This is a genomic window from Dehalogenimonas alkenigignens, from assembly GCF_001466665.1.
In the GTDB taxonomy this organism is placed as follows: domain Bacteria; phylum Chloroflexota; class Dehalococcoidia; order Dehalococcoidales; family Dehalococcoidaceae; genus Dehalogenimonas; species Dehalogenimonas alkenigignens.
Genome location: NZ_KQ758903.1, coordinates 504,101 through 529,681, shown reverse-complemented (window position 1 = coordinate 529,681; position 25,581 = coordinate 504,101). Strand labels below are relative to the sequence as shown.

The 25,581-nt window shown below is 58.3% G+C and carries 24 protein-coding genes; 11 read left to right on the top strand and 13 right to left on the bottom strand.

What is annotated here, in order from left to right:
• Window positions 1-9: 9 nt before the first annotated feature.
• The 9 genes from gyrB to DEALK_RS02805 all read right to left on the bottom strand — a co-directional run bounded on the left by gyrB (window position 10) and on the right by DEALK_RS02805 (window position 9,882).
• Window positions 10-1,938, bottom strand: a complete 1,929-nt coding sequence (gyrB, locus tag DEALK_RS02840) for a DNA topoisomerase (ATP-hydrolyzing) subunit B (RefSeq protein WP_058438495.1) — start codon at window positions 1,936-1,938, stop codon at window positions 10-12.
• Window positions 1,939-2,130: 192 nt separating this feature from the next.
• Complete coding sequence (locus DEALK_RS02835; protein ID WP_058438493.1) at window positions 2,131-2,496, bottom strand: hypothetical protein; 366 nt, start codon at window positions 2,494-2,496, stop codon at window positions 2,131-2,133.
• A 57-nt stretch (window positions 2,497-2,553) separates the two neighbouring features.
• Window positions 2,554-3,696 carry an iron-containing alcohol dehydrogenase gene (locus tag DEALK_RS02830; protein ID WP_058438490.1) on the bottom strand — a complete coding sequence of 381 codons (1,143 nt, stop codon included), beginning with the start codon at window positions 3,694-3,696 and terminating at the stop codon, window positions 2,554-2,556.
• A gap of 137 nt (window positions 3,697-3,833) precedes the next feature.
• Window positions 3,834-4,079, bottom strand: a complete 246-nt coding sequence (locus DEALK_RS09920; RefSeq protein ID WP_144437067.1) for a hypothetical protein — start codon at window positions 4,077-4,079, stop codon at window positions 3,834-3,836.
• A gap of 77 nt (window positions 4,080-4,156) precedes the next feature.
• Entirely contained in the window at window positions 4,157-5,341 is a 1,185-nt protein-coding gene (gene tgt, locus DEALK_RS02825; protein WP_058438488.1) for a tRNA guanosine(34) transglycosylase Tgt, read from the bottom strand.
• A 1-nt stretch (window position 5,342) separates the two neighbouring features.
• A complete protein-coding gene (locus DEALK_RS02820; RefSeq protein WP_058438486.1) occupies window positions 5,343-5,843 on the bottom strand; it encodes an HPP family protein in 501 nt (166 codons plus the stop codon).
• Entirely contained in the window at window positions 5,844-6,281 is a 438-nt protein-coding gene (ruvX, locus tag DEALK_RS02815; RefSeq protein ID WP_058438484.1) for a Holliday junction resolvase RuvX, read from the bottom strand.
• An 82-nt stretch (window positions 6,282-6,363) separates the two neighbouring features.
• A complete protein-coding gene (gene alaS / locus DEALK_RS02810) occupies window positions 6,364-8,955 on the bottom strand; it encodes an alanine--tRNA ligase (protein ID WP_058438482.1) in 2,592 nt (863 codons plus the stop codon).
• A gap of 96 nt (window positions 8,956-9,051) precedes the next feature.
• Window positions 9,052-9,882, bottom strand: coding sequence for a UTP--glucose-1-phosphate uridylyltransferase (locus DEALK_RS02805; RefSeq protein ID WP_058438480.1), 831 nt, complete (start codon window positions 9,880-9,882; stop codon window positions 9,052-9,054).
• Window positions 9,883-10,144: 262 nt separating this feature from the next.
• On the opposite strand from DEALK_RS02805, the gene DEALK_RS02800 reads away from it, so the two are divergent.
• Window positions 10,145-10,414: a hypothetical protein gene (locus tag DEALK_RS02800; RefSeq protein ID WP_058438478.1), complete on the top strand. Its 270-nt coding sequence runs from the start codon at window positions 10,145-10,147 to the stop codon at window positions 10,412-10,414.
• A 289-nt stretch (window positions 10,415-10,703) separates the two neighbouring features.
• Window positions 10,704-11,987, top strand: coding sequence for a homocitrate synthase/isopropylmalate synthase family protein (locus DEALK_RS02795; RefSeq protein ID WP_058438476.1), 1,284 nt, complete (start codon window positions 10,704-10,706; stop codon window positions 11,985-11,987).
• Between the two features lie 6 nt (window positions 11,988-11,993).
• Here DEALK_RS02795 and DEALK_RS02790 read toward each other — a convergent pair whose 3' ends face one another.
• Window positions 11,994-12,755, bottom strand: coding sequence for a hypothetical protein (locus tag DEALK_RS02790; RefSeq protein ID WP_244881569.1), 762 nt, complete (start codon window positions 12,753-12,755; stop codon window positions 11,994-11,996).
• 61 nt (window positions 12,756-12,816) lie between these two features.
• Between DEALK_RS02790 and DEALK_RS02785 the strand changes: the two genes are divergently transcribed.
• The 9 genes from DEALK_RS02785 to DEALK_RS02745 all read left to right on the top strand — a co-directional run bounded on the left by DEALK_RS02785 (window position 12,817) and on the right by DEALK_RS02745 (window position 23,157).
• The gene (locus tag DEALK_RS02785; protein ID WP_058438473.1) at window positions 12,817-13,608 is read left to right on the top strand and encodes an MBL fold metallo-hydrolase; all 792 of its coding nucleotides are present in this window, start codon (window positions 12,817-12,819) and stop codon (window positions 13,606-13,608) included.
• A gap of 71 nt (window positions 13,609-13,679) precedes the next feature.
• On the top strand, window positions 13,680-15,560 hold the full coding sequence (locus DEALK_RS02780; RefSeq protein WP_065128679.1) for a TIGR03960 family B12-binding radical SAM protein: 1,881 nt from the start codon (window positions 13,680-13,682) through the stop codon (window positions 15,558-15,560).
• Window positions 15,561-15,590: 30 nt separating this feature from the next.
• On the top strand, window positions 15,591-16,157 hold the full coding sequence (locus DEALK_RS02775; protein WP_058438471.1) for a LemA family protein: 567 nt from the start codon (window positions 15,591-15,593) through the stop codon (window positions 16,155-16,157).
• The gene (locus tag DEALK_RS02770) at window positions 16,129-17,043 is read left to right on the top strand and encodes a TPM domain-containing protein (protein ID WP_222101655.1); all 915 of its coding nucleotides are present in this window, start codon (window positions 16,129-16,131) and stop codon (window positions 17,041-17,043) included. Before DEALK_RS02775 ends, DEALK_RS02770 begins: the two co-directional genes overlap by 29 nt.
• Window positions 17,044-17,133: 90 nt before the next feature.
• On the top strand, window positions 17,134-18,390 hold the full coding sequence (gene hisS / locus DEALK_RS02765; protein ID WP_058438467.1) for a histidine--tRNA ligase: 1,257 nt from the start codon (window positions 17,134-17,136) through the stop codon (window positions 18,388-18,390).
• Window positions 18,391-18,537: 147 nt separating this feature from the next.
• Window positions 18,538-19,350, top strand: a complete 813-nt coding sequence (locus DEALK_RS02760) for a tetratricopeptide repeat protein (protein WP_058438465.1) — start codon at window positions 18,538-18,540, stop codon at window positions 19,348-19,350.
• Window positions 19,350-21,791, top strand: a complete 2,442-nt coding sequence (gyrA, locus tag DEALK_RS02755; RefSeq protein WP_058438463.1) for a DNA gyrase subunit A — start codon at window positions 19,350-19,352, stop codon at window positions 21,789-21,791. The genes DEALK_RS02760 and gyrA overlap by 1 nt, the downstream gene beginning before the upstream one ends.
• A gap of 96 nt (window positions 21,792-21,887) precedes the next feature.
• The gene (gene lexA / locus DEALK_RS02750; protein WP_058440017.1) at window positions 21,888-22,532 is read left to right on the top strand and encodes a transcriptional repressor LexA; all 645 of its coding nucleotides are present in this window, start codon (window positions 21,888-21,890) and stop codon (window positions 22,530-22,532) included.
• Window positions 22,533-22,596: 64 nt separating this feature from the next.
• Window positions 22,597-23,157, top strand: a complete 561-nt coding sequence (locus DEALK_RS02745) for an aldolase (protein ID WP_058438461.1) — start codon at window positions 22,597-22,599, stop codon at window positions 23,155-23,157.
• 114 nt (window positions 23,158-23,271) lie between these two features.
• Here the strand turns inward: DEALK_RS02745 and DEALK_RS02740 are convergent, their stop codons facing one another.
• The 3 genes from DEALK_RS02740 to DEALK_RS02730 form a co-directional block, all read right to left on the bottom strand.
• Window positions 23,272-23,883 (bottom strand): glycerol-3-phosphate acyltransferase, encoded by a 612-nt coding sequence (locus DEALK_RS02740; RefSeq protein ID WP_058438460.1) that lies wholly within the window; start codon window positions 23,881-23,883, stop codon window positions 23,272-23,274.
• Window positions 23,884-23,939: 56 nt separating this feature from the next.
• The gene (locus DEALK_RS02735) at window positions 23,940-24,851 is read right to left on the bottom strand and encodes a branched-chain amino acid transaminase (RefSeq protein WP_058438458.1); all 912 of its coding nucleotides are present in this window, start codon (window positions 24,849-24,851) and stop codon (window positions 23,940-23,942) included.
• 243 nt (window positions 24,852-25,094) lie between these two features.
• Window positions 25,095-25,520: a hypothetical protein gene (locus DEALK_RS02730; protein ID WP_058438456.1), complete on the bottom strand. Its 426-nt coding sequence runs from the start codon at window positions 25,518-25,520 to the stop codon at window positions 25,095-25,097.
• Between the last annotated feature and the right edge of the window lie 61 nt (window positions 25,521-25,581).

Sequence of the window (25,581 nt, the reverse complement as noted above, 5' to 3'; positions counted from 1 at the left end):
CCATCTGGATTAAACGTCAAGGTTTTTAACATGCTGGGCATGGGCCTGGATAAAGGCTTTCCGCGGCGGCACCTCGTCACCCATGAGCAGGGCAAAGGTCGCGTCGGCGCGGGCGGCGTCGGCCACTTCCACCGTCAGCAAAGTGCGGGTAGCCGGATTCATCGTGGTGCTCCAGAGCTGCTCGGCGGACATTTCGCCCAGACCTTTGTAGCGCTGGATATCCACATTCTTGCCCTTGAACTCTTTGAGTGTCTCGGCTTTTTCGGTGTCGGAATAAACCCAGCGCTCGTTCTGACCTTGCTTGATGCGATACAGCGGGGGCTGGGCAATGTACAGCCCGCCGCCGGAGATCAGCTTGCTCATATGCCGGAAAAAGAAAGTCAGCAGCAGGGTGCGGATGTGGGCGCCGTCAACGTCGGCGTCGGTCATCAGTACTACGCGGTGATAGCGCAGTTTTTGGAACTCGAAATCGTCATCTATGCCCGCCCCCAGCGCAGTGATGAGAGCCCGGATTTCTTCATGGGACAGCATCTTGTCCGGCGCCGCTTTTTCCACGTTCAGGATTTTACCTCTTAGCGGCAGAATGGCCTGAAAACGGCGGTTGCGGCCCTGCTTGGCCGAGCCGCCGGCGGAGTCTCCTTCCACCAGGAATAATTCGCACAGTGAAGGTTCTTTCTCGGAGCAGTCGGCCAGCTTGCCGGGCAGCGTACCGCCGTCGAGCGAGTTTTTCTTGATGATCAGATCACGCGCCTTGCGGGCGGCGTCGCGAGCCCGGGCTGAGGTGAGTACTTTGTCGATGATGCGCCTGGCTTCGTCCGGGTGCTCCTCCAGATACAGGGCTAATTGTTCGCTGACAACCGAATCAACCAGGCCCTTCATCTCGGCATTGCCCAGTTTACCCTTGGTCTGGCCTTCAAACTGAGGCTCGGATAGCTTGACCGAGACGATGGACACCAGGCCCTCCCGGGCGTCTTCGCCGGAGATATTGAGATCGTCCTTGATCAGCTTGTTCTTATCGGCGTAATCGTTGATGACCTTGGTCAACGCCGAGCGGAAGCCGGTGAGGTGGGTGCCGCCATCCTGGGTATTAATGCAGTTGGCAAAGGAGAAATTGGTCTCGGTGTACCCGTCGTTGTACTGCAGCGCCACCTCGACGATGGAGGAATCGATCTTCTTGTAAATCGGTATCGGCAGTCTGTTGATGACATTGCGGTTGTGGTTCAGGTGCCGGACGAAGCCGGTGATGCCGCCCTCGAAGTAGTAAGTCTGCTCTTCGTCGCTGCGCCGGTCCAGTATTGAGATTTCCAACCCCTTATTCAGGTAGGCGATCTCGCGGATGCGTTCGGCCAGAGTCTTGTAGTCGTAGGTGGAGTCGCCGAAAATGACCGGGTCGAACTTGAAAGTAGTGATCGTGCCGGTGCCGCAGGCTTCGCCGACAACCGCCACCGGCGCCGCCGGAATGCCTTGCCGGTACTCCTGCCGGTAAAGCTTGCCCTCGTTTTTGACTTCGACTCGCACCCAATCCGACAGGGCATTGACCACCGAAGCGCCGACGCCGTGCAAGCCTCCGGAGACCTGGTAGGTTTTGCCGCCGAACTTGGCGCCGGCGTGCAGCACAGTCATGACAGTTTCCAGGGCGGAGACGCCGGTAGTCTTGTGGATGCCAACCGGGATGCCGCGGCCGTTGTCCTCAACGGTGATGGACTCATCCTCATTGAGGGTGACTTCGATCCTGTCGCAGAACCCGGCCATAGCTTCGTCAACGGAATTGTAGACAATCTCATAGACCAGGTGATGCAGGCCGCGGTAGTCGGTGGAGCCGATGTACATGCCGGGGCGCTTGCGGACAGCTTCGCGGCCGCCCAGTACCTGGATGTCTTCGGCGGTATAGGACGCCGATCCCCTGTTTTCGTCTTCGGGCAGAGTCTGTTCGACCATAATTATGCCTTAGCCTTGAATTCAGATAGATCAGCGCCGGAAGGGGGATTCTGAAAGAGGGTCTGCGTTTGTAAAATCATGCGCTTTTAGACAATTGATTATAGCATTTCAGCCCAGAGGGAGGCAACGAAAACAGCCTCCACTGTCAGTTCTCAACTGGAATAACGGGGTGATAAGCGGGGAATGCCACGGCTAGAAAAAGTAGAAGCCGAATGGCTCGCGGCGCAAACGGATGACCGGCATCCAGTAGAAGGCCAGGAGGAACACAATAGCAACAGACCAAAGATAATCACTGGTGCCAAAAAGTGATTTGAAGATACCCGGCGAAAAATAGCCCAACAAAGGGAGCGGCAAACGCCACCAGCGCAGACGGTCAGGTATCAAGGATACCAGGTACGCCAGCCCTACGAGTAAAGGCACAGCCAGCCAGAACACGAATTCTTTCCATTGGCCGGTGAATACGACGATCGCTCCGAGGATTGCGCTGGCAAAGAGGCTGGCCAGGATTTCCGACTGGTCGAGGCAGCGAACTCGTTTTAATGCTGAGGCCTGTGTCAATGCCTTTCCTTTTAACAATTTTCCTATTAGATCCCCAAATTCAGTATAAAATACTTGTCAATAAGCCATCCGATAGAGGCGCTCGATATCGTCAGCTTCCAGCGGCGTCGGATTATGTTTGATCCACGGCGAAGATACTTTTGCCAGCCGTGCCAGTTCCGGAATCGATTCCGGCTTCACACCGAGATTCTCCAGCCGTAGCCTCATACCGACGCTTCGGAGCCAGTCCTCGACTGCCTTTTGCCCATCACCCGTGCCAAAGACACGCTCGCCCAGAAGCCGGACCCGGTCGCTCCGCTCGCGTAATACATCCGCCAGCCAGGCGGGCAGCAGTGCCGCCAGGCCGTCGCCGTGGGCGATGTCGTACAACCCGGACAGCGGATGCTCAATGCCGTGGAGGGTCATCCAGCCGTCGCCGCCGCCCAGACTCGAAAAGGCGGAGCAGGCCATAGTCGAAGCCCAGGCCAGGGCGCGGCGGGCCTTCAGGTTACGGAGGTCCTCACGGACTTGCGGCAGAGACTCGACGACGGTGCGCATCATCGCCTCGCGCCAGCCGTCGTTCAAGGGTTCGGGATGATTGGCGGTGATATAGGGCTCAAGCGCATGGCAGAAGATATCAATGCCGCCGGCGAGCGTCGGCTGGAGTGGCAGCGACAAGGTCAGTTCGGGATCTACGATGGCGGCGACGGGTTGCAGCGACGGCCGGGAAAGGACGCGTTTCTGGTGGGACGCCCAGTCGGTGATGACGGCGCCGGAATTGACCTCGGAGCCGGAGGCGGACACGGTCGGTACCATGATAAGTGCCGGAATGGCGCCCCCCGGATTGTCTGGTGTCGTCAGGTAATGCCAGACGGGCTTGTGGCCGGCCGCGGCCAGTGCGATACCCTTGGCGGCGTCCATGGCCGAGCCGCCGCCTAGAGCGATGACCATATCGACGCCGGAGATGCGGGCCAGGGCGGCGCCTTCGTCAATTGTCGAAGCCCGGGGATTGGGCTCTACCTTGTCGAATAAAAAAGTTTGGACGCCGGCGCGCTCCAGAAGGTCGGCAGAGCGGTCGAGGAGTCCCAGACGGCGCATCGTCTTCTGGCCGGAGACGATCAAGGCGCGTTTCCCAATCGAGGCGGCCTCTTCGCCGAGCCGATCGAAGGCTCCTTCGCCGAAAATAACTCTGGTGGGAAGATTGAATACAGTGAGTGCCATGACAACTTCTCCCTGGTTTTTTCTCAATATAAGGTCATTACGACACAGGGTCAAACAATAAAGCCAAATAGGTTCGATTCACCCAATCAGTTCAAAACACTCAACCTGAAGGCTATTGCTTTTGATTAGGCCTCAGCCTAGAATTCAACAAAAGAGGCGGGGCGGATAATGAATGAAAAGAATAACCGGTTGAAGAGAACGGCTTGGATTCTTCGATTACTCGCTATTGTGTCCTTCGGCGTCATTGGAGCCGACATCGCCATTTCTGAGATATCGAATTTACGCTGATTAGCTTTTTGCAGCCCGCAAGGATTGTTGGGCTTGATGGTTCTCGGTATCGGAATGCTGGTTGCTTCTGCATGGGTGGCAAGTAAAGCAACCAAAGATTAATTGCCTTGCCCCAGGACGAGTCGCGCTTTCTTACGGCGGAGGTCGCCCGGTGTGCCCGGGAAGGAATGGATTAGTCCATGCTTGGAGAGCTCGAATTGCGGTCCTTCAGCCATTGCCGCTTCTGTGACAGCCGCACCGATTCATCAGTCGGTTTGTAGTCGGAGAGGAAGCTGCGGGCGAAATCGTCGTACCGCTCGTCCAGAATCGACTGGCGGATATCAGTCATCAGTCGCCGCATAAAGTACAGGTTGTGCAGGGTGGCCAGGCGGTAGGCCAGGAGCTCTTTAGCCCGGAACAGGTGGTGGACGTAGCCCGCCGAGAAATTCTGGCAGGCATAGCAGCCGCATTCGTTGTCGATGGGGCCTTTATCGCCTTCGTAGCGGGCGTTGGCGATATCGATGCGGCCGTAGCGGGTGAACAGGGCGCCGTTGCGGGCTACCCGCGTCGGCAGGGCGGAGTCGAACATGTCGATACCGGCGGCCACGCCGCGGACGATGTCTTCCGGAGAGCCGACGCCCATAAGATATCTCGGCTTGTCGATCGGCAGGATCTCTGTTGTGGCGGCGGTGATCTCCGCAGTCTGCTCCTTGCTCTCGCCGATAGCCAGACCCCCGATGGCATAACCGGGGAAGTCAGCCTCGATCAACCCTTCGGCAGAACGGCGTCGCAAGTCGGCATGAAGTCCACCCTGGACGATAGGAAAAAGGGACTGGTCGGTGCGGGTTCTGGCGGACTTACAGCGGAGGGCCCAGGCCTGGGTCCGTTCGACGGCCGCCTCGATTACCTCTCGCGAGGCCTCCACCGGCGGGCATTCGTCCAAAGCCATAATAATGTCGGCGCCGAAGACTTCCTGGTATTTGATCGCCAGTTCCGGGCTGAAGAAATGCTCCGAGCCGTCGATATGGGAGCGGAAGGTGACGCCATCGTCGCTCATTTTCCTGAGCGGCGATAGCGAAAAGACTTGGTAGCCGCCGGAGTCCGTCAACAAGGCGCCGTTCCAGCCCATGAATTTATGAATCCCGCCGTAGCTGCCGACGACCTGAGTACCCGGTCGCAGGTAGAGGTGATAGTTGTTGGCGAGGATCAGGTTATAGCCCAGGTCTTTCAGCTCATCCGGAGTGAGCGTCTTGACCGTAGCCTGTGAGCCGACCGGCATGAAGCAAGGGGTCTCGACGGCAGCGTGGGGCGTGTTGAGCACGCCTGCCCGGGCTGCTCCGGAGAGGGCTAATTCGAATGAAAAACCAGCGGTCTCCATCTCAGAACAGGTCCACCAGCCAGCGCCGCAGGCCCCGGTGGATAATGGATAATAATACAGCAAAAAGCACGACGAACAGGATCGTTGCCCAGCTCCAGCCGGCGGTTAGCAGCCCTATGGAAGTCGCGGCCGCCGGCGGGTGTTCCGTATTGGTAATCGACATTAGGAACATCGCCAGGGCGATAGCCAGGGCAAACGTCATGGCAGACAGCAACACCGGGTCATTGATTACCCCGGTGAATGAGCCGGTGAGAAAAAAATGTCCGGCGGTGCCTGCCAGCAGCCCGACGATATGTCCGCCGATGAGCCGCCGCGGCTGGGCGGTGATGGAATACGGCATGGAAAAGATGATGAAAGTACTGGCGCCCAATGCCGCCACGATGACCACCTGGGTTACTCTTTCAACAAATAGCAGGACGATGAAGAAGACGGCCAGCGCCACCAGGCTCTGTAAAATATAAGGTCGGGGATTTTTCTTGAAATGGGAATCGATGATTTCCACTCAGCCAACCTCCGCCCTCGGCCGGTTTTCGTCCAGCCAGTCCTGAAGGATGACCGCCGCCGCCACCGCGTCGTCACGCTCGGTGATGTAGCCTTTTTTCCTCTTGCGATTGGCCTTCATAATGTCCTTAGCGTCGGCGGTGGAAAAGCGCTCGTCCTGAAACAATACCGGTGCATCGGCTATGGCTGCGAGGCGGCGGGCAAAATGCTGCACCCGCTCCGCCTGGCTTCCGGCAACGCCGGTCAACAGCCGGGGCAAGCCCACGACCACTTTACCGGCGGCGTAGCGCCTGATAAGCTGTGCCACCGTTTCGGCGTCGGTCAGTTCGTCCTTGCGCTCAATAATCAACAGCGGCCTTGCGATGATGCCCATCGGGTCAGACAGGGCTACTCCCAGCCAACGATCGCCGACGTCGAGGCCAATGACGCGCTCAAGCATGGATGTAGAATACTACCAAGTTAAAAAATATCCAAACCTGCCAAGCCGGACAGGCGTCATTGTGAAGGAGTGCGGCGGCTCATTATCTGATGAACTCGTCAACCGCATCGAGAGCAGCGGAAAGCTTCGAGGCATCCCGCCCGCCACCCTGAGCCAGGTTGGGACGGCCCCCTCCGCCGCCGCCGGCGATTTCCGAAAGACGCTTAATGATGTTGCCGGCGTGATAGCCTTTAGCCACCAGGTCCTGGGTCACCGCGGCGACAAAAACCGGTTTTTCCCCGGCGACCGAGCCGAGAACGACAACTGCCGAGCCTAGCCTATCGCGCAGCAGGTCGGCCATTTCGCGGAGGGTCTCGATGCCTGCCTCGGCAACGGAGGCGACCAGGAGTTTGCCGCCGGGAATGGCTCTAGCTGAGGTCAAAAGCGCTAATGCGTCTTTTTTAGCCAGGTCCTTTTGCAGCGCGGCAATGGCGTTTTTCCCGGTCTCAATCTCGGTCTGGAATTTTTCGAGACGCTCGTGGAACGACCTGACCTGATCCCTGAAATAAACCGCCACGCCGCGGCCGGTGACCGCCTCGATACGGCGGAGGCCGGCGCCGACGGATGATTCGGAAACGACCTTAAAGAAGCCGATCTCGCCGGTGGCTTTGATGTGGGTACCGCCGCACAACTCGGCGGAAACTCGGGTGTCGGCGCCGATGGATAGGACGCGCACTTTCTCGCCGTATTTTTCGCCGAAGAGGGCGGTGACGCCGGACTTCAGCGCCTCCTGGTAACCGGTCTCGACGGCGGCCACGGGATGGTTTTCCCGAATGCGCTCGTTTACGATATCCTCGACGCGAGCGATCTCTTCGGAAGTGACGGCTTTAAGATGAGAAAAGTCGAACCGCAGCCGGTCCGGCCCGACCACCGAACCCCGCTGCTGAACGTGTCCACCTAAAACCTCCCGCAGGGCGGCCTGGAGTAGATGGGTGGTGGTGTGGTTGCGGGCGATGTCGCTGCGGCGCTGGACGTTGATCCGGGCGGAAACCTCTTCGCCGATGCCGATATGACCCCGGCTGACATAGCCCTGGTGCAGGAAAACGCCGGGCGACAAGGGTAAGGTATTGGTGACGATGAAAACGCTTTCGCCGGAAACCAGTTCGCCGGTGTCGCCGACCTGACCGCCCATCTCGGCGTAAAACGGCGTCGTGTCCAGGATGATGCCGCCTTCTTCACCCTCGTGAATGACATCGGCGCTGGAATTATTGATCAAGATGCCATCCACAGCCGCCTGTTGCACCAGGGTGTCATAGCCGGTGAAGCAGGTTTGTTTCCTCTTGATAACGATGATGGACTCCGAAATATTAATATTTTCATTCAGGGCAAACTTATGTGCGCCTCGGGCCTTTTCCCGTTGGCGCTCCATCTCAAAGTTAAAGCCCTCGGCGTCGACCTCGAAGCCGCTGCTGGAGGCGATCTCCGCAGTCAGGTCCAGTGGGAAGCCGTAGGTGTCGTAGAGCTTGAAAGCCTGGGTGCCGGTGATCTTCCGCTTGAGTCGTGCCTCCTCTGAGGCCATCATTTCATCGAGGATTTGCATGCCGGTAATCAGGGTCTCGGCGAAGCGCGTCTCCTCCCGGGCGACCAGTTCCGTAATGAAGCCTTTTCGGGCGGCCAGCTCCGGGTAGATCGGTGCCATCCGCTCGATGACCGTCTCGATGAGGGGCACCATGAACGGCTTTTCCAGGCCGAGCATCCGCCCGAAAAGGGCGGTGCGCCGCAGCAGCCGACGCAGCACATAGCCGCGGCCTTCATTGGACGGGATAACGCCGTCGGCAATCAGGAAGGTGATGCTCCGAGAGTGCTCGGCGACGATCCGCATCGCGCGGTCCGTTTCCTGATTGTCGCCGTAAGCTTTGCCCGAGACCTCGGCGACCTTCCGCAGCAGGTAGTCGAAACGGTCGGTCTGATAGACGCTAGCCTTGGACTGCATGATGGTCGTCAGGCGCTCCAATCCCATTCCGGTATCGATGCTGGGGTTCTTCAGCGGGATCCGGGCGCCGGATTTGTCCTGGTCGAACTGGACGAAGACCAAGTTCCAGATCTCGCAGAAGCGGCCGCATTTGCAGGCCGGGCCGCAGCCGGGTTCGCCGCAGCCTGCGTTTTCGCCGAAATCGTAGTGGATCTCGGAGCACGGGCCGCAGGGACCGGAGTCCCCGGCCGGGCCCCAGAAGTTATCTTTTTCACCGAGTCGGACGATGCGGTTGTCCGGCACGCCCTTGGCTTGCCAGAGCTTCACCGCCTCGTCGTCGTCGAGGTAGACGGTGGTCCACAGCCGCCCGGCCGGGATCTTCAATCGCTCGGTGACAAACTCCCAGGCGAAATCGATGGCTTCTTTCTTGAAATAGTCGCCGATGGAGAAATTGCCCAGCATTTCGAAGAAGGTCAGGTGCGAGGCGTCGCCGACCGAATCGATATCGGTGGTGCGGAAACACTTCTGGCAGGTGGTCAGCCGCGGCGCCGGAGGTTGTTCCTTGCCCAGAAAGTAGGGCTTAAATTGCACCATACCGGCGGTGGTCAGCAGCAGCGTGGGGTCGCCGTGAGGAATCAGGGACGAGGACGGCAGTATCTTGTGGGCTTTCTCGGCAAAATACTCGAGGTAAAGCGTTCGGAGCTGGTCACCGGTAAAGGACATAGAGGCTGTCACCTATCGAAAAACGTTCAGATTAAGATTGTATGTGAGGGGTGAGGGGATGTCAATTGAAGCTGAACAAATACACGAAGCACCCAGTTAGCGTTTGCCCCGCTTCGACGCCCAGGTGTTGTTGGCCTGGAGCCAGCCGCCTGGCTCGCCGGTGTCGTAGCGGGTACCCTCAAGCTCGCAGGCATACACCGGCCGGGTCTTCAAGAGCAGCCTCAAAGCGTCGGTAAGCTGTATCTCGCCGCCATGGCCCGGTGGTGTGGCGGCGATAGCGCCGAAGACATCCGGCTCCAGGATATATCGCCCGATGACCGCCAGGTTGGAAGGGGCTTCTTCAGCTTTCGGTTTTTCCACCAGCCCGCTTACCCGGTATATCCCCCGCCCTATGGTTTCTCCTTCAATCACTCCGTACCTGTGTACCTCGTCAGCACCGCATTTTTCGACCAGCAGAATGCTGCCCGGGTGGCGCCGGTAAACATCAAGCATCTGCTGGAGCGCCGGGGTTGTGGAATCGATAATATCGTCCGGCAGGATCACGGCGAAAGGCTCGTCGCCGACAGAGCTTCGGGCGGCGGCGATGGCGTGGCCAAGCCCGAGCGGGGCTGATTGATATACCCGGCTGAAACGGGCCATTTGCGGCAGGACTTTAATTTCTTCGAGGCGTGTCAGATCGCCCCTGGCTTCCAGCAGTGCCTCCAGTTCCGGGGCTGGTAAAAAATAATCGGCGATAACCTCTTTGCCCTTGGCAATAACGAATACAACTTCACTGATGCATGAAGCGGTTATCTCTTCAACGATGTATTGGATGAGCGGCCGGGACAGCAGCGGCAGCATTTCTTTGGGAATGGCTTTTGTAATAGGCAGGAAACGAGTACCGGCACCAGCGGCAACGATAACAGCCTTTTTCACCGCGGCGCTCATCTGCTTGCACCTCCCCGCGTGGGTACGCTGGACCGATTATAGGCTGGCCGGACTCCGGAGCGCAAAAAGTCGGTAACTCGTCTAAACAATTAACGCGGGTTACGGTATGTTTTTAAAAATATTAGTATTGATGATTAGTCCCGCTCCGGTCATTTACGTTTGGACCGCCGTAATTCGGGGTATTGACAAGCACGATACCGGGCTTTATAATAAGCCAAAAGTTAGGGAATAATTAGGAAATAATAAGGGAGGTATCTGGTCTATGTGGTTGGTAATCGGTCTTATCCTCGGCGCGCTCCTTATCTGGCTGGTCTCCTTCATGAAGGGCAAGGGCGTCACCATGCGCTGGTACGAGTGGATTCTCGGCCTCATTGGCTTGGCTCTGTTGCTCTTCACCGTCCAGAACTACTTCGGTTCTCAGGCTGAGTTGGAGCCCACCGCCGCCAACATGTTCCTTCTGGTCACCGGCCTGCCGGCCCTGATCCTGCTCGCCATCACCTGGCAGCTGGTCATTCGCCACAAGGAGAGCTAATATCCAGGACAACTTAATATCGCAAATCAAGAGGGAGCCAAAAGGCTCCCTCTTCTTGTTTGGCTCCCCGCAGGACCTCCTCTGCGTCCAGTCAGGACACTAAAGGTCTACGGGTAGCTCCTTCGGCATAAAGTGCGCGAATCCAACTGAATTAAACAGCCCTGCAGATGAACAACTCGTCATTGACCAGGCCGGCAAAAATGCGCGGCGGCCTCTTACGTTGCCTCCTCTTCCCCGTTCATGTTACCATAATACTTTGCCGCACTAACCGTTACGATTGAGGTGCAGTATGCCAAAGATATACATAATCGATGTCACCAACCGCGACGGCGTTCAGACAGCCAAGCTGGGTTTATCTAAACTGGAAAAGACCATGATCAATCTCTATCTCTCTGAGATGGGCGTTTTTCAGTCGGAGTTCGGCTTCCCCACCACTAGGCACGAGACCAACTACCTCCGCGCCAATCTGCGCCTCGCCGAGCTCGGAGTCATCAGCCCGCTGCGGCTGGAGGGCTGGCTGCGGGCGATCTCTTCTGATGTCGAGCTGGGCTTCAAGATGGTACCGGGCTTGAAGCATGTGAACTTATCCATTTCTACCTCGCGCCAGATGATTGACGGCAAATTCAAAGGCAAAAAGAGCCGCAGGGACATCATTAACGAGATGACCGCCGCGGTGGACACCGCCTACAGGCTCGGCGCGGAAACCGTCGGTGTCAACGCCGAGGACGCCTCCCGAACCGATATCGACTATCTAATCGAGTACGGACAGGCTGCCAAGGCGCACGGCGCGGTCCGCTTGCGCTACTGCGACACCTTGGGATATGACGACCCGTTTTCCATATATGAAGCCGGGCAGGTCCTGGCGAAAGGCGTTGCCTTGCCCATTGAGCTACACTGCCATGGAGACCTGGGGATGGCGGTAGCCAACTCCGTAGCAGGCGCCCGCGGTGTCATCGACGGCGGCCAGGATGCCTACATCAACACTACCCTGAACGGCATTGGCGAGCGCGCCGGCAATGCCGATCTGGTGGCCACGGTGCTGGCCCTCACCAAGAGTAAAAGCTTCGCCGGTAAATATGAGCTTGGGCAGCCTATTGATCTGACCAAAAGCTGGAAAATTGCTAAATTCGCCTCTTATGCGTTTGGGGTGCCGATCCCCATCAATCAGCCAGGCGTCGGCGCCAATGCCTTCGCCCACGAGTCCGGCATCCACGCCGACGGAGTGCTCAAAGATCCCCACAACTACGAGCTTTACGGCTTTGAGGAACTTGGCCGCGGCGACCCCGAGATGGTGGAAACCGGGCGGGAGATCTGTGCTGGGGAATATTCGGGCATCTCGGGCTTTTCCCATATCATGGGAGAGCGTATGTCCTGGCACTTCAAAGATAAAGAAGAAGCTCAGGAGATCCTGGAACTGGTTCGCTACGCCAACGTGCTGTCGCACAAACCGCTTGTGGAGGATGAATTACTGTTCATCGCCCGCTACCCTCACACAGCGAAACGTCTCCTCACCATGACGCCCTTGGGTTCCGCCGAACCGGATCCCATTTTAGGCACGGATTCCAGGCTCTAGTCGGAATCAAGCAATGACTTCTGCTGATGGCTCCCTCTGGAACGGGTGGGTCCTGAGCAGGAGGGAATAGAAATAGGGATAATGGTTCTTTAAATGCTCGGCATAGTTGAGCCACTCAACAATGAGCCGGTCATAAAATCTGTTAATGTCGCCCTCAAGATGCCTGCGGTCGGCATCGCTGATTTTAATCAAGTCTCCCCGGGCCTGAAGTTCCTCAGCCAGGTGGGTAATCGCCCAAAGTAGTTCGGTAAACGCTTCCCTCTCCAGCAAATTGGGGTTTTCCATCAGGGTGAGTAAGAACGCCCTCTGTTCCATTAAGAAGACCTTGATACCTTGAAGGTCAATTCTGCCGAAATCCACTCTCAGCCGGGTTTTCAGCGCCTGTTTTCTCGCCTGAAAGAAGTCATCCCGTGTCCATTCGGCGGTAATTCCGAAATCCCGGTAGAGTGTTTCCTGCTCGCGAAAATCAGTCAATAATTCCGCCATGAGCCGGTTGCCTACCGACATGAAAAAGGCGCCAACGACCATATTGAGTTTGGATTGCAGCGATTTACGTTCCTGTTGAGCGAGAAGGCGTTCAATCAGAATGATAACCAGGAAAACCTCAAGGGGCATGAACGCGAGGTCTCCGAGAAGATAGATGAAAATATGATGGGCATCCTGGAAGATAAAATAGTGTAGAACATACAAGGCTATGGAAGCGGCGATCGCCACAACCCCGGCAATGAGGATGAAAGATTTCTTGCCCACCTCGTCAATATACCACACGATGCAACGTCAAGCCTATCTATTTGGCCGATTGAGAGTTTCCCGCTATACTTCAACGGTCATGACACAATCCCACGACGATTCCATTATCTTCCTCGGTACCGGCGGCGCCCGCATCATGGTGGCTCACCAGATACTGGCTTCCGGCGGCCTGTGGCTTTCGCTTTCAGGCCAGAACGTGCTCGTTGATCCCGGTCCAGGCTGCATCGTCCAGGTCAACAAGCGTAAGCTACGGGCGGAAACCCTGGATGCGGTGCTCCTATCCCACCGCCACCTGGACCACTCCGGCGATGTCAATGTCATGATCGAGGCCATGACCGGCGGCGGCTTCCGCGGCAAGGGCAGGTTTTACGCCCCGGCCGACGCCTTCGGCCCGGAGCCGGTGATGTTCTCCTACCTCAAGAAGTATCTCGAGGAGGTCATCGTTCTCGAAGAGGGCGGCAAGTACGCTCTCGACGGTCTGAGGTTCGAGACGCCGCTTAAGCACCGTCACCCGGTGGAGACCTACGGCATCGTCTTTCATTCAGGCGGCAAATCGATAACCTACATCACCGACACCCGCTACTTCGACGGCCTGGCCGATGCCTACAAAGAGTCTGACCTCCTCATCATCAATGTGGTGCTGACCGAGCCGCGGCCGACTATTGATCACCTCACGCTGGCCGACGCCGAGAAAATCATCGATGGCATCAAGCCCAAGGCCGCCATCCTGACCCACTTCGGCATGAACGTCTGGCGCGCCCATCCCTGGGAGGCTGCCGCCGCTATCTCGGAGCGCACCGGTATCCGCGTCATCGCCGCTCGCGACGGTATGGTATTTCAGCTCTCCAATCTCGATACAGATGTAAAATAACCCGGTCTTTCATGGTAAAGCTAAGAACCTCAAATTCTACAGAGCAGCAGATCTGCAACCAGGAGTACAATTTGGCCTACCCCGATTCCATTCTTTACAAGGTCCAGAAGCCCGCTCGCTACACCGGCGGCGAGGTCAACGCCATCGTCAAGGATTTTGACGCGACGACGGTGCGCCTGGCACTGTGCTTCCCGGACGTCTACGAAGTTGGTATGTCCAACCTGTCCGTGCCTATCCTCTATGATATCGTCAACCGCCGCCCCGATGCCCTGGCCGAGCGTGCCTACGTCCCCTGGCCTGATATGGCCAAAGCGATCCGTGATAATGGGTTGAGCCTGTTATCCCTTGAGAACTTCCGCCCGATGAAGGACTTTGATGTCGTCGGCTTCTCGCTCGGAGCGGAACTCGCCTACACCACTATGTTGGAAATGCTGAACCTGGCACAAATACCCGCCTGGGCGGCGGACCGCGCTGAGGATTTTCCCCTTATTGTCGCTGGCGGCGCCTCCATGTTCAACCCGGAGCCCGTAGCTGACTTCATCGATGCCTTTTTCATCGGCGACGGCGAGGACTCTATCATCGAATTCATCGACGTTTATAGAGACTGGAAAAACGGCGGCAGAAAGGGCGGCAAGGTTGGGCTGCTCAAGCGGCTGGCCGCGATCCGGGGAATGTACGTCCCGTCGTTCTATGAGGTGAAGTATAAAGACGACGGAACAGTCGCCTCGGTAACCCAAACCAATGCCGTAGCGCCTGAGAAGATAGCCCGCCGCATCATCCAGACACTGCCGCCGCCGGTTACCAGCCCGCCGGTGCCTTATATGGAGGCGGTCCAAGATCGGGGCGTAATCGAGATTTCCCGGGGGTGCGTTCGCGGTTGCCGCTTCTGCCACGCCGGCGTCGTTTACCGCCCCGCCCGCAGCCGACCGCAGCAGGAGATCATCCAAGCCGCCGACGAGATCATCGAGAATTGCGGTTACGACGAAATTTCACTGTTGTCGCTCTCAACTTCCGATTACCCGGGGATCGATGATCTGGTGGGAAAACTGGCCGAGCGGCACCAGGGCAAGCACATCGCGATTTCACTGCCTTCGCTCCGAGTTACCCCCGGCTCTGTAGCCCTGGTCGAGAGTCTGCCGGAGAAGAGAAAATCCGGCCTGACCTTCGCCCCTGAGGCTGCTTCGCCGCGGTTGCAGAAAGTCATCAACAAGGTCATCTCAGATGAGGAACTGCTGGCCACCGCCCAGGCAGCCTTCGACCGCGGCTGGACCGGATTGAAGCTCTATTACATGCTCGGCCTGCCTACCGAAACTCTGGACGACCTGTCGACTATGGCTGACATGCTGCACCGGATCTACGGCCTGAGCCGCGGCGCTCCCGGACGCCGCCCGCAGCTCAGGGTGTCACTGTCCACTTTTGTGCCCAAAGCCCATACCCCGTTCCAGTGGGCGGCCCAGGATGATGAGGAGACGATCACCCAAAAACAGCGCCACCTGATTGAACGGGTCAGGGTCAAGGGCATCCGGCTGTCGTGGTCGGACGCCAAGATGAGCCTGCTCGAAGGCGCGTTATCCCGGGGCGACAGGCGGCTTTCGAAGGTGATATACGGGGCGTGGAAGCGCGGCAGCGTTCTCGATGGCTGGACCGAGCTTTTTTCGTGGCAGCGTTGGGCCGACGCCTTCACCGAGGCCGGCCTGGACCCGGCCTTCTACGCCAGGCGGACCCGGCCTTTTGCCGAGGTGTTTCCATGGTCGCATATCGAGAGCGGGGTCACCGAAGGATTCCTCATTCGGGAATACCGCCGCGCCCTGGCTGGAGAAGCCTCCGGGGACTGTCACGATGCCCCCTGCCAGGCCTGCGGCCTGCAAGAATTAATTGATGAATGCGCAGCGTCGCTAACTCATCGTATTTCGGCCGGCGCATCTAGCCAGCCGCCGCCGTCCGCAATATAATGATGTTGAGCTAATCGAGAGGTAAAAGACATGAAAAAGTCGTGGATCGTACTCGGTGCCATCCTCGGCGTGGTTCTGATTGTGGGCTTGTCGCTGGCTGGCGTCTATAACTCGCTGGTGGCTCGCAGCCAGGCGGTTGACGGTCAGTGGGCACAGGTGGAGACTCAGTACCAGCGGCGTTTCGACCTCATCCCCAATCTGGTGGAGTCAGTTAAGGGTATTATGGCCCAGGAGCAAACGGTTTTCCTGGCATTGGCTGAAGCCCGCACCCGCTACGCCGGGGCGGTTACCCCCCAGGAACAGACCGATGCCGCCAATGAGGTGGAAAGCGCCCTGGCAAGGCTCCTGGTCGTCATGGAAAATTATCCTCAACTCCGCAGTATTGAGGCGGTGACGACTTTGATGGATGAACTGGCCGGCACCGAAAACCGCATCGCCGTTGAGCGCGGCCGCTATAATACCGAAGTCCGGGATTATAATACCGCCATCAAGCGCTTTCCGGTGGTGATGGTCGCCGGCATGTTCGGTTTTGATGAACGCGAATACTTTGAGAGTTACCCCGGGACCGATGTGCCGCCCCGCGTCGATTTCAGCTAGTATGAGGCGCATCTTCTTCGCCGTCGCCACGGTAGGGGCGCTGCTCCTTTTCGGCGGCGCCGTCTGGGCGCAGACGTTCCCGCCGGCTCAGGGATTCGTGTCTGATTTCGCCGGTATCATAGACCCATTCGACCGCGATATTCTGGAATCCAGGCTGCAGGTGCTGGCCGATGAAAACGGCGCCGAGGTGGCGGTAGTGACCATCATCACCCTGGACGGGGACACCATCGAGAACTACGCCGTGCGCCTGTTCGAGGCTTGGGGGATCGGCCAGGCTGAAACGGACAACGGCGTCCTCTTCATCACCGCCATTGCTGAGAGAAAAGTGCGCATTGAAGTCGGCTACGGACTGGAGCCGGTCATCACCGACGGGCGCGCCGGGCGAATCCTGGATAATGAAGTTCTCCCCCACTTCAGGGATGGCGACTATTCGGCCGGAATAATGGCCGGCGCGGCTGCCATTGAGGAACTAATCCGTTCCGGCTCACCACCAAGCTTTATCGAGGACAATCCCCTCAGGAACATCTTTAAGGATAAGGAGACGCTCGGGATCGTTCTGGGTATTGCCAGCATCTACATGGCCGGGTGGATGTCCCGCACCAGGAGCGTCTGGCTTGGCGGGGTTTGGGGCGCGGCGGTCGGCGCTGTCCTCGGTTTAGGCCTGGGAAATCCGTGGGCGCTGATCGGTCTTACCCTCGGTCTTGGCCTTCTGGGACTGCTGCTGGATATCGTTTTGTCCCGGAATTATCAGTCTCGCACCTCCTCCGGGTTGCCGACTACCTGGTACTCCAGCGGCGGGGGCTTTCGAGGAGGATCGGGTGGTTCGGGCTTCGGAGGTTTTTCCGGCGGCGCCTCGGGCGGCGGCGGAGCCTCCCGCGGCTGGTAATTCACAATCGAGCTCTCAAACCTTCCCGATTTTACATCGCCCTACCTTCAGGGTATCATCAGGCGGTAATACAAGGAGCACTGCAGCATTATGGACTACCAGGCGCCGCGCGGTACTCAGGACATACTCCCGGAAGATCAATCATGCTGGAGATATGTCCGTGACAAAGCTGAAGCCATTGCGCAGCTGTACGGCTACGCCCGCATAGATACCCCTACATTTGAAGATGCCAGACTCTTTACCCGCACCGTCGGAGAGGAGACGGACATCGTCACCAAAGAGATGTACACCTTTGCCGACCGAGGCGGGTCGGACTTGACGCTTCGGCCGGAAGGTACCGCGCCGGTCTGCCGCGCCTATATCGAACACGGCATGGCATCGCGCGCCAAACCGGTGAAACTCTTCTATCTCGCCAGCATCTTCCGTTATGACCGGCCCCAGGCAGGCCGTTATCGGGAACACCACCAGTTCGGCTTCGAGTTGTTCGGCGAGGCCGACGCCCCCGCCGACGCCGAGGTGATAGAAATGGCTTGGCGGTTCTACAGGGAACTCGGGTTGACCACGCTCCCGGTGCAAGTCAATTCCATCGGCTGCCCCGAGTGCCGCCCCATGTTCGTCGCCGCTTTGAAAGAGTATTATACCAACCGTCTTGAAGGGTTGTGCACCGATTGTAAAGCTCGATATCAAAAAAACCCGCTGCGGCTGCTTGACTGTAAAAAACCTGAATGTCGAGCCGCCGCGCTGATGGCTCCCCATCCCGTAGATTCACTTTGCAGCGGATGCAGAGTCCATTTCGACAAACTGATGACGCTCTTGAACCATGTCGGCCTACCTTTTGAGGTCAATCACCATCTGGTACGCGGCCTGGACTATTATTCGCGCACGGTCTTCGAAATCCAGCCGGCTGAAGAAGGCGCCCAGAGCACCATCGGAGGTGGCGGCCGCTATGATGGCCTGATCGGTCAACTCGGTGGAGAGCATACCCCCGCCGTCGGCTTTGCCACCGGCATCGAGCGTATAATCATTAACCTCAAGCGGCAGAACGTGGCCGTGCCGATGATGCCGACGCCTCGCTTTTTCATTGCCTGGCTGGGCGATGCCGCCGGCCTGGCGGCTTTCTCGCTGACCGCCGTGTTGCGGCAAGCCGGCATAAACCTCGTTCAATCGCTGTCTGCCCGCAGCTTGAAAGCCCAACTGCGCCAGGCTTCCTCGCTCGGGGCGGAATACGCGTTGATCATCGGTGATTCCGAGATCAGCAAACAGGAAGTATTGTTGCGTGATCTGGTGAGATCCACCCAGCGTTCGCTGCCGCTGGAAGGGATAGTCGAATCCCTGAGGTCTATTTGAAGATCAGCCGCACTTAAAGAAGGGGCGGGTGACGGACCGGATACCCGGTGATTAACATCATCAACCAAGAGTGTTGCCAGATCAGTTTGCCCACCCCTTTTCAATCGGTTACAATCTCAGTCCAAAAGCTATCTTTAGGAGCCGGCAATGGTCTATAGTGACGAAGAACAGGCAAAGTTGAAAAAACAGAACACCCAGTCCGCTATTGACCTGGCCCTGGCTGGCCGTTGGAGAGAAGCGGTAACCGTTAATAAATCTATCGTGGAACTTTTTCCTGACGACACCGAGGCGCTCAATCGGCTGGGCAGGGCTTTTCTTGAGCTTGGCGAGTACGGTGAAGCCCGGGAAGCGTATCGGAAAGCGAAGGAACAGGATCCTTATAACACTATCGCTGACCGCAACTTACGTCGGCTGGAACTTCTAACCATCGCGGGCGCCAAACCCATTGCTGACACAGACGTACAGCGGGTGGAGCCGCAGGTATTCCTTGAGGAAACAGGAAAAGCCGGAGTATTCAACCTATCCCGCTTGGCGCCCCGGGAAGTTTTGGCCGGAGTGGTTGCCGGAGATAAGGTCAACTTACGAGCCAGTGGTGCCGTTCTGGTGATTGAAGGCATATCCGGCGAGCAACTGGGAATTATCGATCCCCGTTATGCTTTGAGATTGCTGAAGCTCATGAAAGGCGGTAACCGTTATTCAGCCAACGTTATCAGTTCCGCCGAAGACAAGCTCTCCGTCATTATCAGGGAAACATATCAGGATCCCTCTCAAATTGGGCAAATCTCTTTTCCGACGCGCCAAAGTCCAGCCACAGTAAGAAAACCCGAACTCGAAGTGTCTGGTGAGGAGTTAGAAAGCGCTGTTGAGGGCGAAGAAGCCGATGTGTCCCAGGAAGAGAGACTGGAAGACGAAACCTATCCCGATGACGGTGACGATGAAGAGGAGGACTTGGAAGTCTAATGGTCATAGGAAAAACCCGCCCTGTCAATATTGAGGAGGAGATGAAAAACTCCTACCTGAATTATGCCATGAGCGTAATAGTCTCCCGCGCTCTGCCTGATGTCCGCGATGGCCTGAAGCCGGTTCACCGGCGCATCCTTTACGCCATGAGCGAACTTGGGATGCGTTTTAACACCCCCTACAAGAAGAGCGCACGCATTGTCGGCGAAGTTTTGGGTAAATACCACCCGCACGGCGATACTTCGGTTTATGACGCCATGGTGCGGATGGCCCAGTCTTTCTCCATGCGGTACCCCCTGGTCGACGGTCAGGGCAACTTCGGTTCGGTTGATGCCGACCCGCCGGCGGCTATGCGTTATACCGAGGCACGCCTTACCCGTTTGGCAGAGGAAATGCTGGTAGATATCGATAAGGACACCGTCGATTTCATGCCGAATTTCGACGCGTCGCTGAGCGAACCGGTGGTGCTCCCATCCCGGCTGCCGAACCTCCTGATGAATGGCTCGGCAGGCATCGCGGTGGGCATGGCTACCAATATCCCGCCTCACAACTTGGGCGAGTTATGTGACGCAATCACCCATCTGATCGACAACCCGGACTGCTCTATGGACGACCTGTTGAATTTCGTCAAGGGTCCGGATTTTCCAACCGGAGGCATCATTCTGGGAAGGGATGGCATCAGAAGCGCCTATGCTTCCGGGCACGGCAAGGTAGTAATCCGCGCGCGCGCCCACATCGTGGACACCCAGGAAGCGGGGAGCAGGCGGCAGATCATCATTACCGAGTTGCCTTACCAGGTAAATAAGGCTGAATTGGTCGGCCGTATCGCAATGCTGGTCCGTGAAAAGAAAGTGACCGGCATAGCCGAAATCCGGGATGAATCTGACAGACAGGGTTTGCGCATTGCCATCGATCTTAAGAGAGACGGCCAGCCGCAGCAAATCCTGAACAATCTTCATAAACACACCAATCTCCAGGACAGTTTTTTCATTAATATGCTGGCATTGGTGGATGGAAAACCTCAAGTTATCAACCTGAAAGAGGCGTTAAAGCTTTATGTCGACTTCCGCCAGGTAGTCATTACCCGCCGGTCAAAATTCGAACTTAAGGCAGCAAAAGAGCGCGCCCATATTCTGGAAGGGCTAAAAATCGCCCTCGATAATCTGGATGCCATCATCAATCTCATCCGGAAAGCCGAGAATGCCGAAACAGCCCGGCGCGAACTGCAAAGCCGTTTCGGATTGTCGCAGATCCAGGCTCAAGCTATCCTGGACTTGCAGCTGCGCCGCCTGGCCGGCCTCGAAAGGCAGAAGATACTTGACGAATACGCCGAGGTCCTGAAACAGATCTCCTACCTGGAAGACCTGTTGGCCAATCCTCGCAAGATCCTGCTTCTGATCAAGTCCGATCTGGGCGAAATCAGGACCAGATACGGTGACGCTCGCCGCACCGAGATCCAGGCTCAGGGCGTCATCGAGTTCCGGGAAGAAGACTTGATTCCCCACCAGAGTATGGTGGTTACGATCACCGAACGCGGCTTCATCAAACGCGTGCCCACCGAGGTCTACCGCCTACAGCACCGCGCCGGCCGAGGTAAAAGCATCATCACCACCCGCGAGGAAGACGCTGTCCGCTTCGTGATGGTCGCCGATACCCATGACTCGGTGCTGCTCTTTACCAACCGTGGCCGGATCTTTTCCATCCGCTGCCATGAAGTCCCCTGTGATTTGTCGCGCACCGCCAAGGGACTAGCGATCATTAACCTGGTGCCGGTGGCCGAGAACGAGAAGATCACCGCTATGCTTTCGCTCTCGGAGTTCCGGGAGGATACCTCGTTGGTGATGGCTACCGGCGGCGGCGAGATCAAACGCACCTCGGTTTCGGACTTCGCCGCGGTGCGTTCCAGCGGCCTCCTGGCGATGGACCTGCCTAAAGGCGACGAACTGATCGGCGCGGTACTGGCCAAAGAAGAGGACAATATCATCCTTATTACCAACTGCGGCCAATCTATCCACTTCCCGGTGGCCGATATCCGCCTGTCCCAGCGAGCATCAGGCGGCGTCCGCGGCATCGCTTTCAAGGATAATGACCGGGTAGTCGGTTTGGACGTCACCCGCCCTGGCCATTTCGTCCTGGTGGTCACCGAAGGCGGCTATGGCAAGCTGACCAGGGTTGAGGAATACCCGCTGCAGCATCGCGGCGGCTCCGGTGTACTGACCTTCAAGGTAGTGGACAAGACCGGTCCGGTGGTCGCTGGACGCGTCGTTGACCGGGAACATCAGGTGATGATCGCCACCGCCGAGGGTGTGGTCATCCGCACCCCGGTAGGCACCGATGACGAGGAAAAGGGCATCGTGGTTATGGGCCGCAGCACCCAGGGGGTGATCGTCATCCGTCCCGATGAGAACGACCGGGTGGTGACTTTCGGCATGGTGGTATGATTTGACCTCCCGGGTGAGACACGGTATTGACATTATCGGTCGGATGAGCTAAAGTACTCCAAAGAACACTTGTTCAGGGGTGACCAGATGGCTAAAATGTCGGATACCCTTTCATCACGCCAGGAAAAGATTCTGGAATATATTCGGGGCTACATGCGGCATCACGGCATTCCGCCGAGCATCCGGGACATCGTTGCCGGGTGCGGCATCAGCTCCACCTCGGTAGCTGACTACAACTTGAAACACCTCGAACGGCTGGGCTTCATCCGCCGCCATCATGAGATTTCCCGCGGTATCGAACTGGTGAGTAAAGACGGCCGTCCCGGACCAGCCGCCGTCCCCTTGATGGGTCAGATTGCCGCCGGACGGCCGATACCGGTGCCGGACAGCGAGAGCTGGAGCGCCGCCGCCTCCGCCGAGATGATCGAGGTCCCGGAGTCGTTCATCGCTAACCGCAAGGATGTCTTCGCCCTTAAAGTCAAAGGCACCTCGATGATTGACGCCCTGATCAACGACGGTGACCTGGTGGTTATGCAGGCCGTTCAGTCGGTAGACAACGGCGACATGGCGGCGGTGTGGCTCAAGTCCGAGAAAGAGGCTACACTAAAACGCTTCTTTAAAGAGAAGGGCGACCGCATCCGCCTGCAGCCGGCCAACTCCCAGATGGCGCCTATCTACGCCGACGCTTCCAACGTTGCTGTCCAGGGCCGCGTCGTCGGCGTCATTCGCAAGCTCGTTTGAAAAAACCCTCCCGGTCAGCTACCATATGAAGGTCTCCCCGAGTACCTTAGAGGTAGGCTGACTCATGCTCAACACCGAGTTTAAAGAGGTTGGCAAAGCCCTATTCACCCGCGGCCTGGTATCGTCGCATTCCGGCAACCTGTCGGTGCGCCTGAACGAAGAGAAGATGCTCATCACCCGCCGCGGCAGCCAGCTGGGCGCGCTCCAGGATCAGGACCTCATCGAGACCGGCATCGACAAGAACGACCTGAAAACCCCTCTGGCCTCGGTGGAGCTACCGGTACACCGCGCCATACTGCAGCGCACGGCGGCCGGGGCAGTGGTTCATGCCCACCCGCCCCACGCCATCGCCCTGTCCATGAATGAAACGGAGATCCCCACCGAGCAGTTCGAAGCGTATGAACTGGGGACGGTGCCCGTTTTAGGCTGGAACCAGGATGTCCGTCCCGGCTGCCTGGGTGACGCCATCGCCGAGGCGCTGAAGACCCATAAAATCATCCTGGTCTACGGCCACGGCACCTTCGCCGTGGGTCAGATACTAGAGGAAGCTTACAAATACACCGCCGCCCTGGAAGAGGTCTGCCAGGTGCAGTGGCTGGTTAAAACCCTCCGCAAGTCCAGGTAGCCTTCTCGCCTAATCCATCCCATCCGCTCAATTCGCCCCGGCGCTCTTCGAAGCGGCCAGGGCAAACCGTTTCGTCGCGTCACCGGCAGAGCTCCGCCCATGCCGGAACTGACGTCATGACCGTTTCGGCTTGATCTCATCGGGGCCGAGCGCCCCAAACCCGCGGCGTTTAAAGTCAGCGATGGCGTCAGGAGCGTACTTCAGCGCGATGACGGCGTCCAGGCAGAGGGCCGCGAGTACCACCGCCGTCGAGTGGGAGGCCAGCCAGGCCAATCCCGGCAGGCAGAGCAGGGCCGCGGCGTTGCCCAGCACGAGGTTTCTGCCCAGCCGCCACACCGCCAGGATGATCCCGACGAAGGCAACGAAGACCCAGCCATAGCCGTAGATCAGTGAAGCGGCCAGCACGGCGCCGGCCGCGGCGGCCATGCCTTTGCCGCCTTTGAAGCCGAGCCAGACCATCCAGTTATGGCCGATGACGCAGCCTACCCCGGCAAAGAGCACCCAGCCCGCCGAGGCGTCCAGGGCGTATCGGGCGGTTAGCACCGCCGCCGCGCCTTTAGCCACATCCAGGAGGGCGACGGCAATGCCGGCCCCAAGACCCACGGAGCGGATGGTGTTCAGGGCGCCGACATTCCCGGCGAGCCGCTGGCCGGACAGCCTGGCGACGAGTCGGGCTGTCGGGATGGAGCCCCAGAGGTAGCCCGACAGCAGGGCTAACAGCGGCATATCTCAGCCCTCACCCTGTCCCCTCTCCCGCGAGGTCGCGTGCGAGGGGGCGATCGTTAGTAGACGGGCGTGCACCAGCCGGTGTACTTCGGCAGGTTGCCCTTGATGGCCTCGAAGTAGAGGTCCTTGAGTTTAGCGGTCACCGGGCCGATGCCGCCTTCGCCGAGGCGGCGCCGGTCTATCTCGCACACCGGGGTCAGGTGAGCCGCCGTGCCGGTCAAGAAGCATTCGTCGGCGGTGTAGAGTTCGTAGCGGTCAACCAGTCTTTCCTCGACTTCCAGGCCGAGTTCCTGCTTCGCCAGGGTGATGACGGTATCGCGGGTGATGCCGTTTAAGATGCTGGAGTAAGTGGCCGGGGTGACGAGCTTGCCTTTTTCGACCAGGAAGAGGTTCTCGCCGGAGCCCTCGGCGACGTGGCCGTCGGGGGTGAGCATGATGCCCTCGTCGAAGCCGTTCTCGATGGCCTCGGTCTTGGTCAGGGCGTTGTTGATGTAAAGCCCGGTGGCCTTGACGCTCGGCGGGAAGACATTGTCGTCAGGGCGGCGCCAGGTCGAGACGGCGCAGCGGCAGGTATCGACATCGATGTAGCGGCCCCAGGGGATGGCGAAGACCAGAAAGTCGCTCTTAAGATCATGCAGGCGGACGCCCAGGGCCTCGCTCGACTTGTAAGCCAGCGGGCGGACGTAGGTGTCCTCCTTGAAGCCGCACTTTTTGACCACATCGGCGGTGATGCGGGACAGGTCCTCGGCGGTGTGGGGGATATCGAGCCTAAGCACCTTGCAGCCGTCCTTCATCCGCTTCATGTGGTCCAGCAGCCGGAAGATGTAAAGCTGGCCGTGGGCGGCGTTCCAGTTGGCGCGGATGCCTTCGAACAGGCCGGTGCCGTAGTGCAGGGCATGGGTCATGACCGAGATTTTGGCGTCCTCCAGCGGGACGACGGCGCCTTTGAAATAACAGTAGCTCGGCATGGCCTTTCTCCTTTTTGATCCTTTCGCGCGGTGCAGGATTGCTCAGTATGGATATCGATTATAGACTCTCGGCGGCGGACGGGCAAGCTCATCAGCTGTCAGTTTTCAGTTCACAGGAAACGGATTTGTTTTTGTTTCCCGGCAAAAGAAGCGCTTTTCCTGGAAACGACCCCGAAATTCCGCGATGGGCCAATCGGGGGGAACGATAATCGTCGGGAACGGGAACGAAGAAGCTGTCAGCCATCAGCCTTCAGCTTTCATCGCCGGGGACGGACCGGGACGCAGGGCGGCGGCGAGGCGGCTGCGGAGCGAAGGGGTGAACGCCAGATCAAAGCAAAGCCGGAGAAAGTAGGCCGCCAGTTCATCGTCATGGCCGCGGCGGGGCAGGCGGTACTTGCGCCGCACCAGGGCGCACAGATGATTGAAAGAGCCGTCGCGGAGGCCGGCAGGGCCGGGCAAGCCGCCGCCCAGAAGGGCCGTCTGCCACAGGGCCAGGACGATGTCCAGGTCATATCCGGCGTAGCCGGAGTCCGAGAACACCCGGCGGAAGGCCTCGGCACGCTTTTTGGAGTAATAGCCGTGGCTGACGGCGTTGCGGTTGCCCGGCTGCGCGCCGCGGCGGCGGGGCAGGGCGGGCGGGGTTACTGGCACGTCTGTGCTAATATTCATGCCGGGGATTATAGCACTAGTGTTCCCCGTTCTGTCAAGCGAGTTTTGTCGTTTTTGGGCG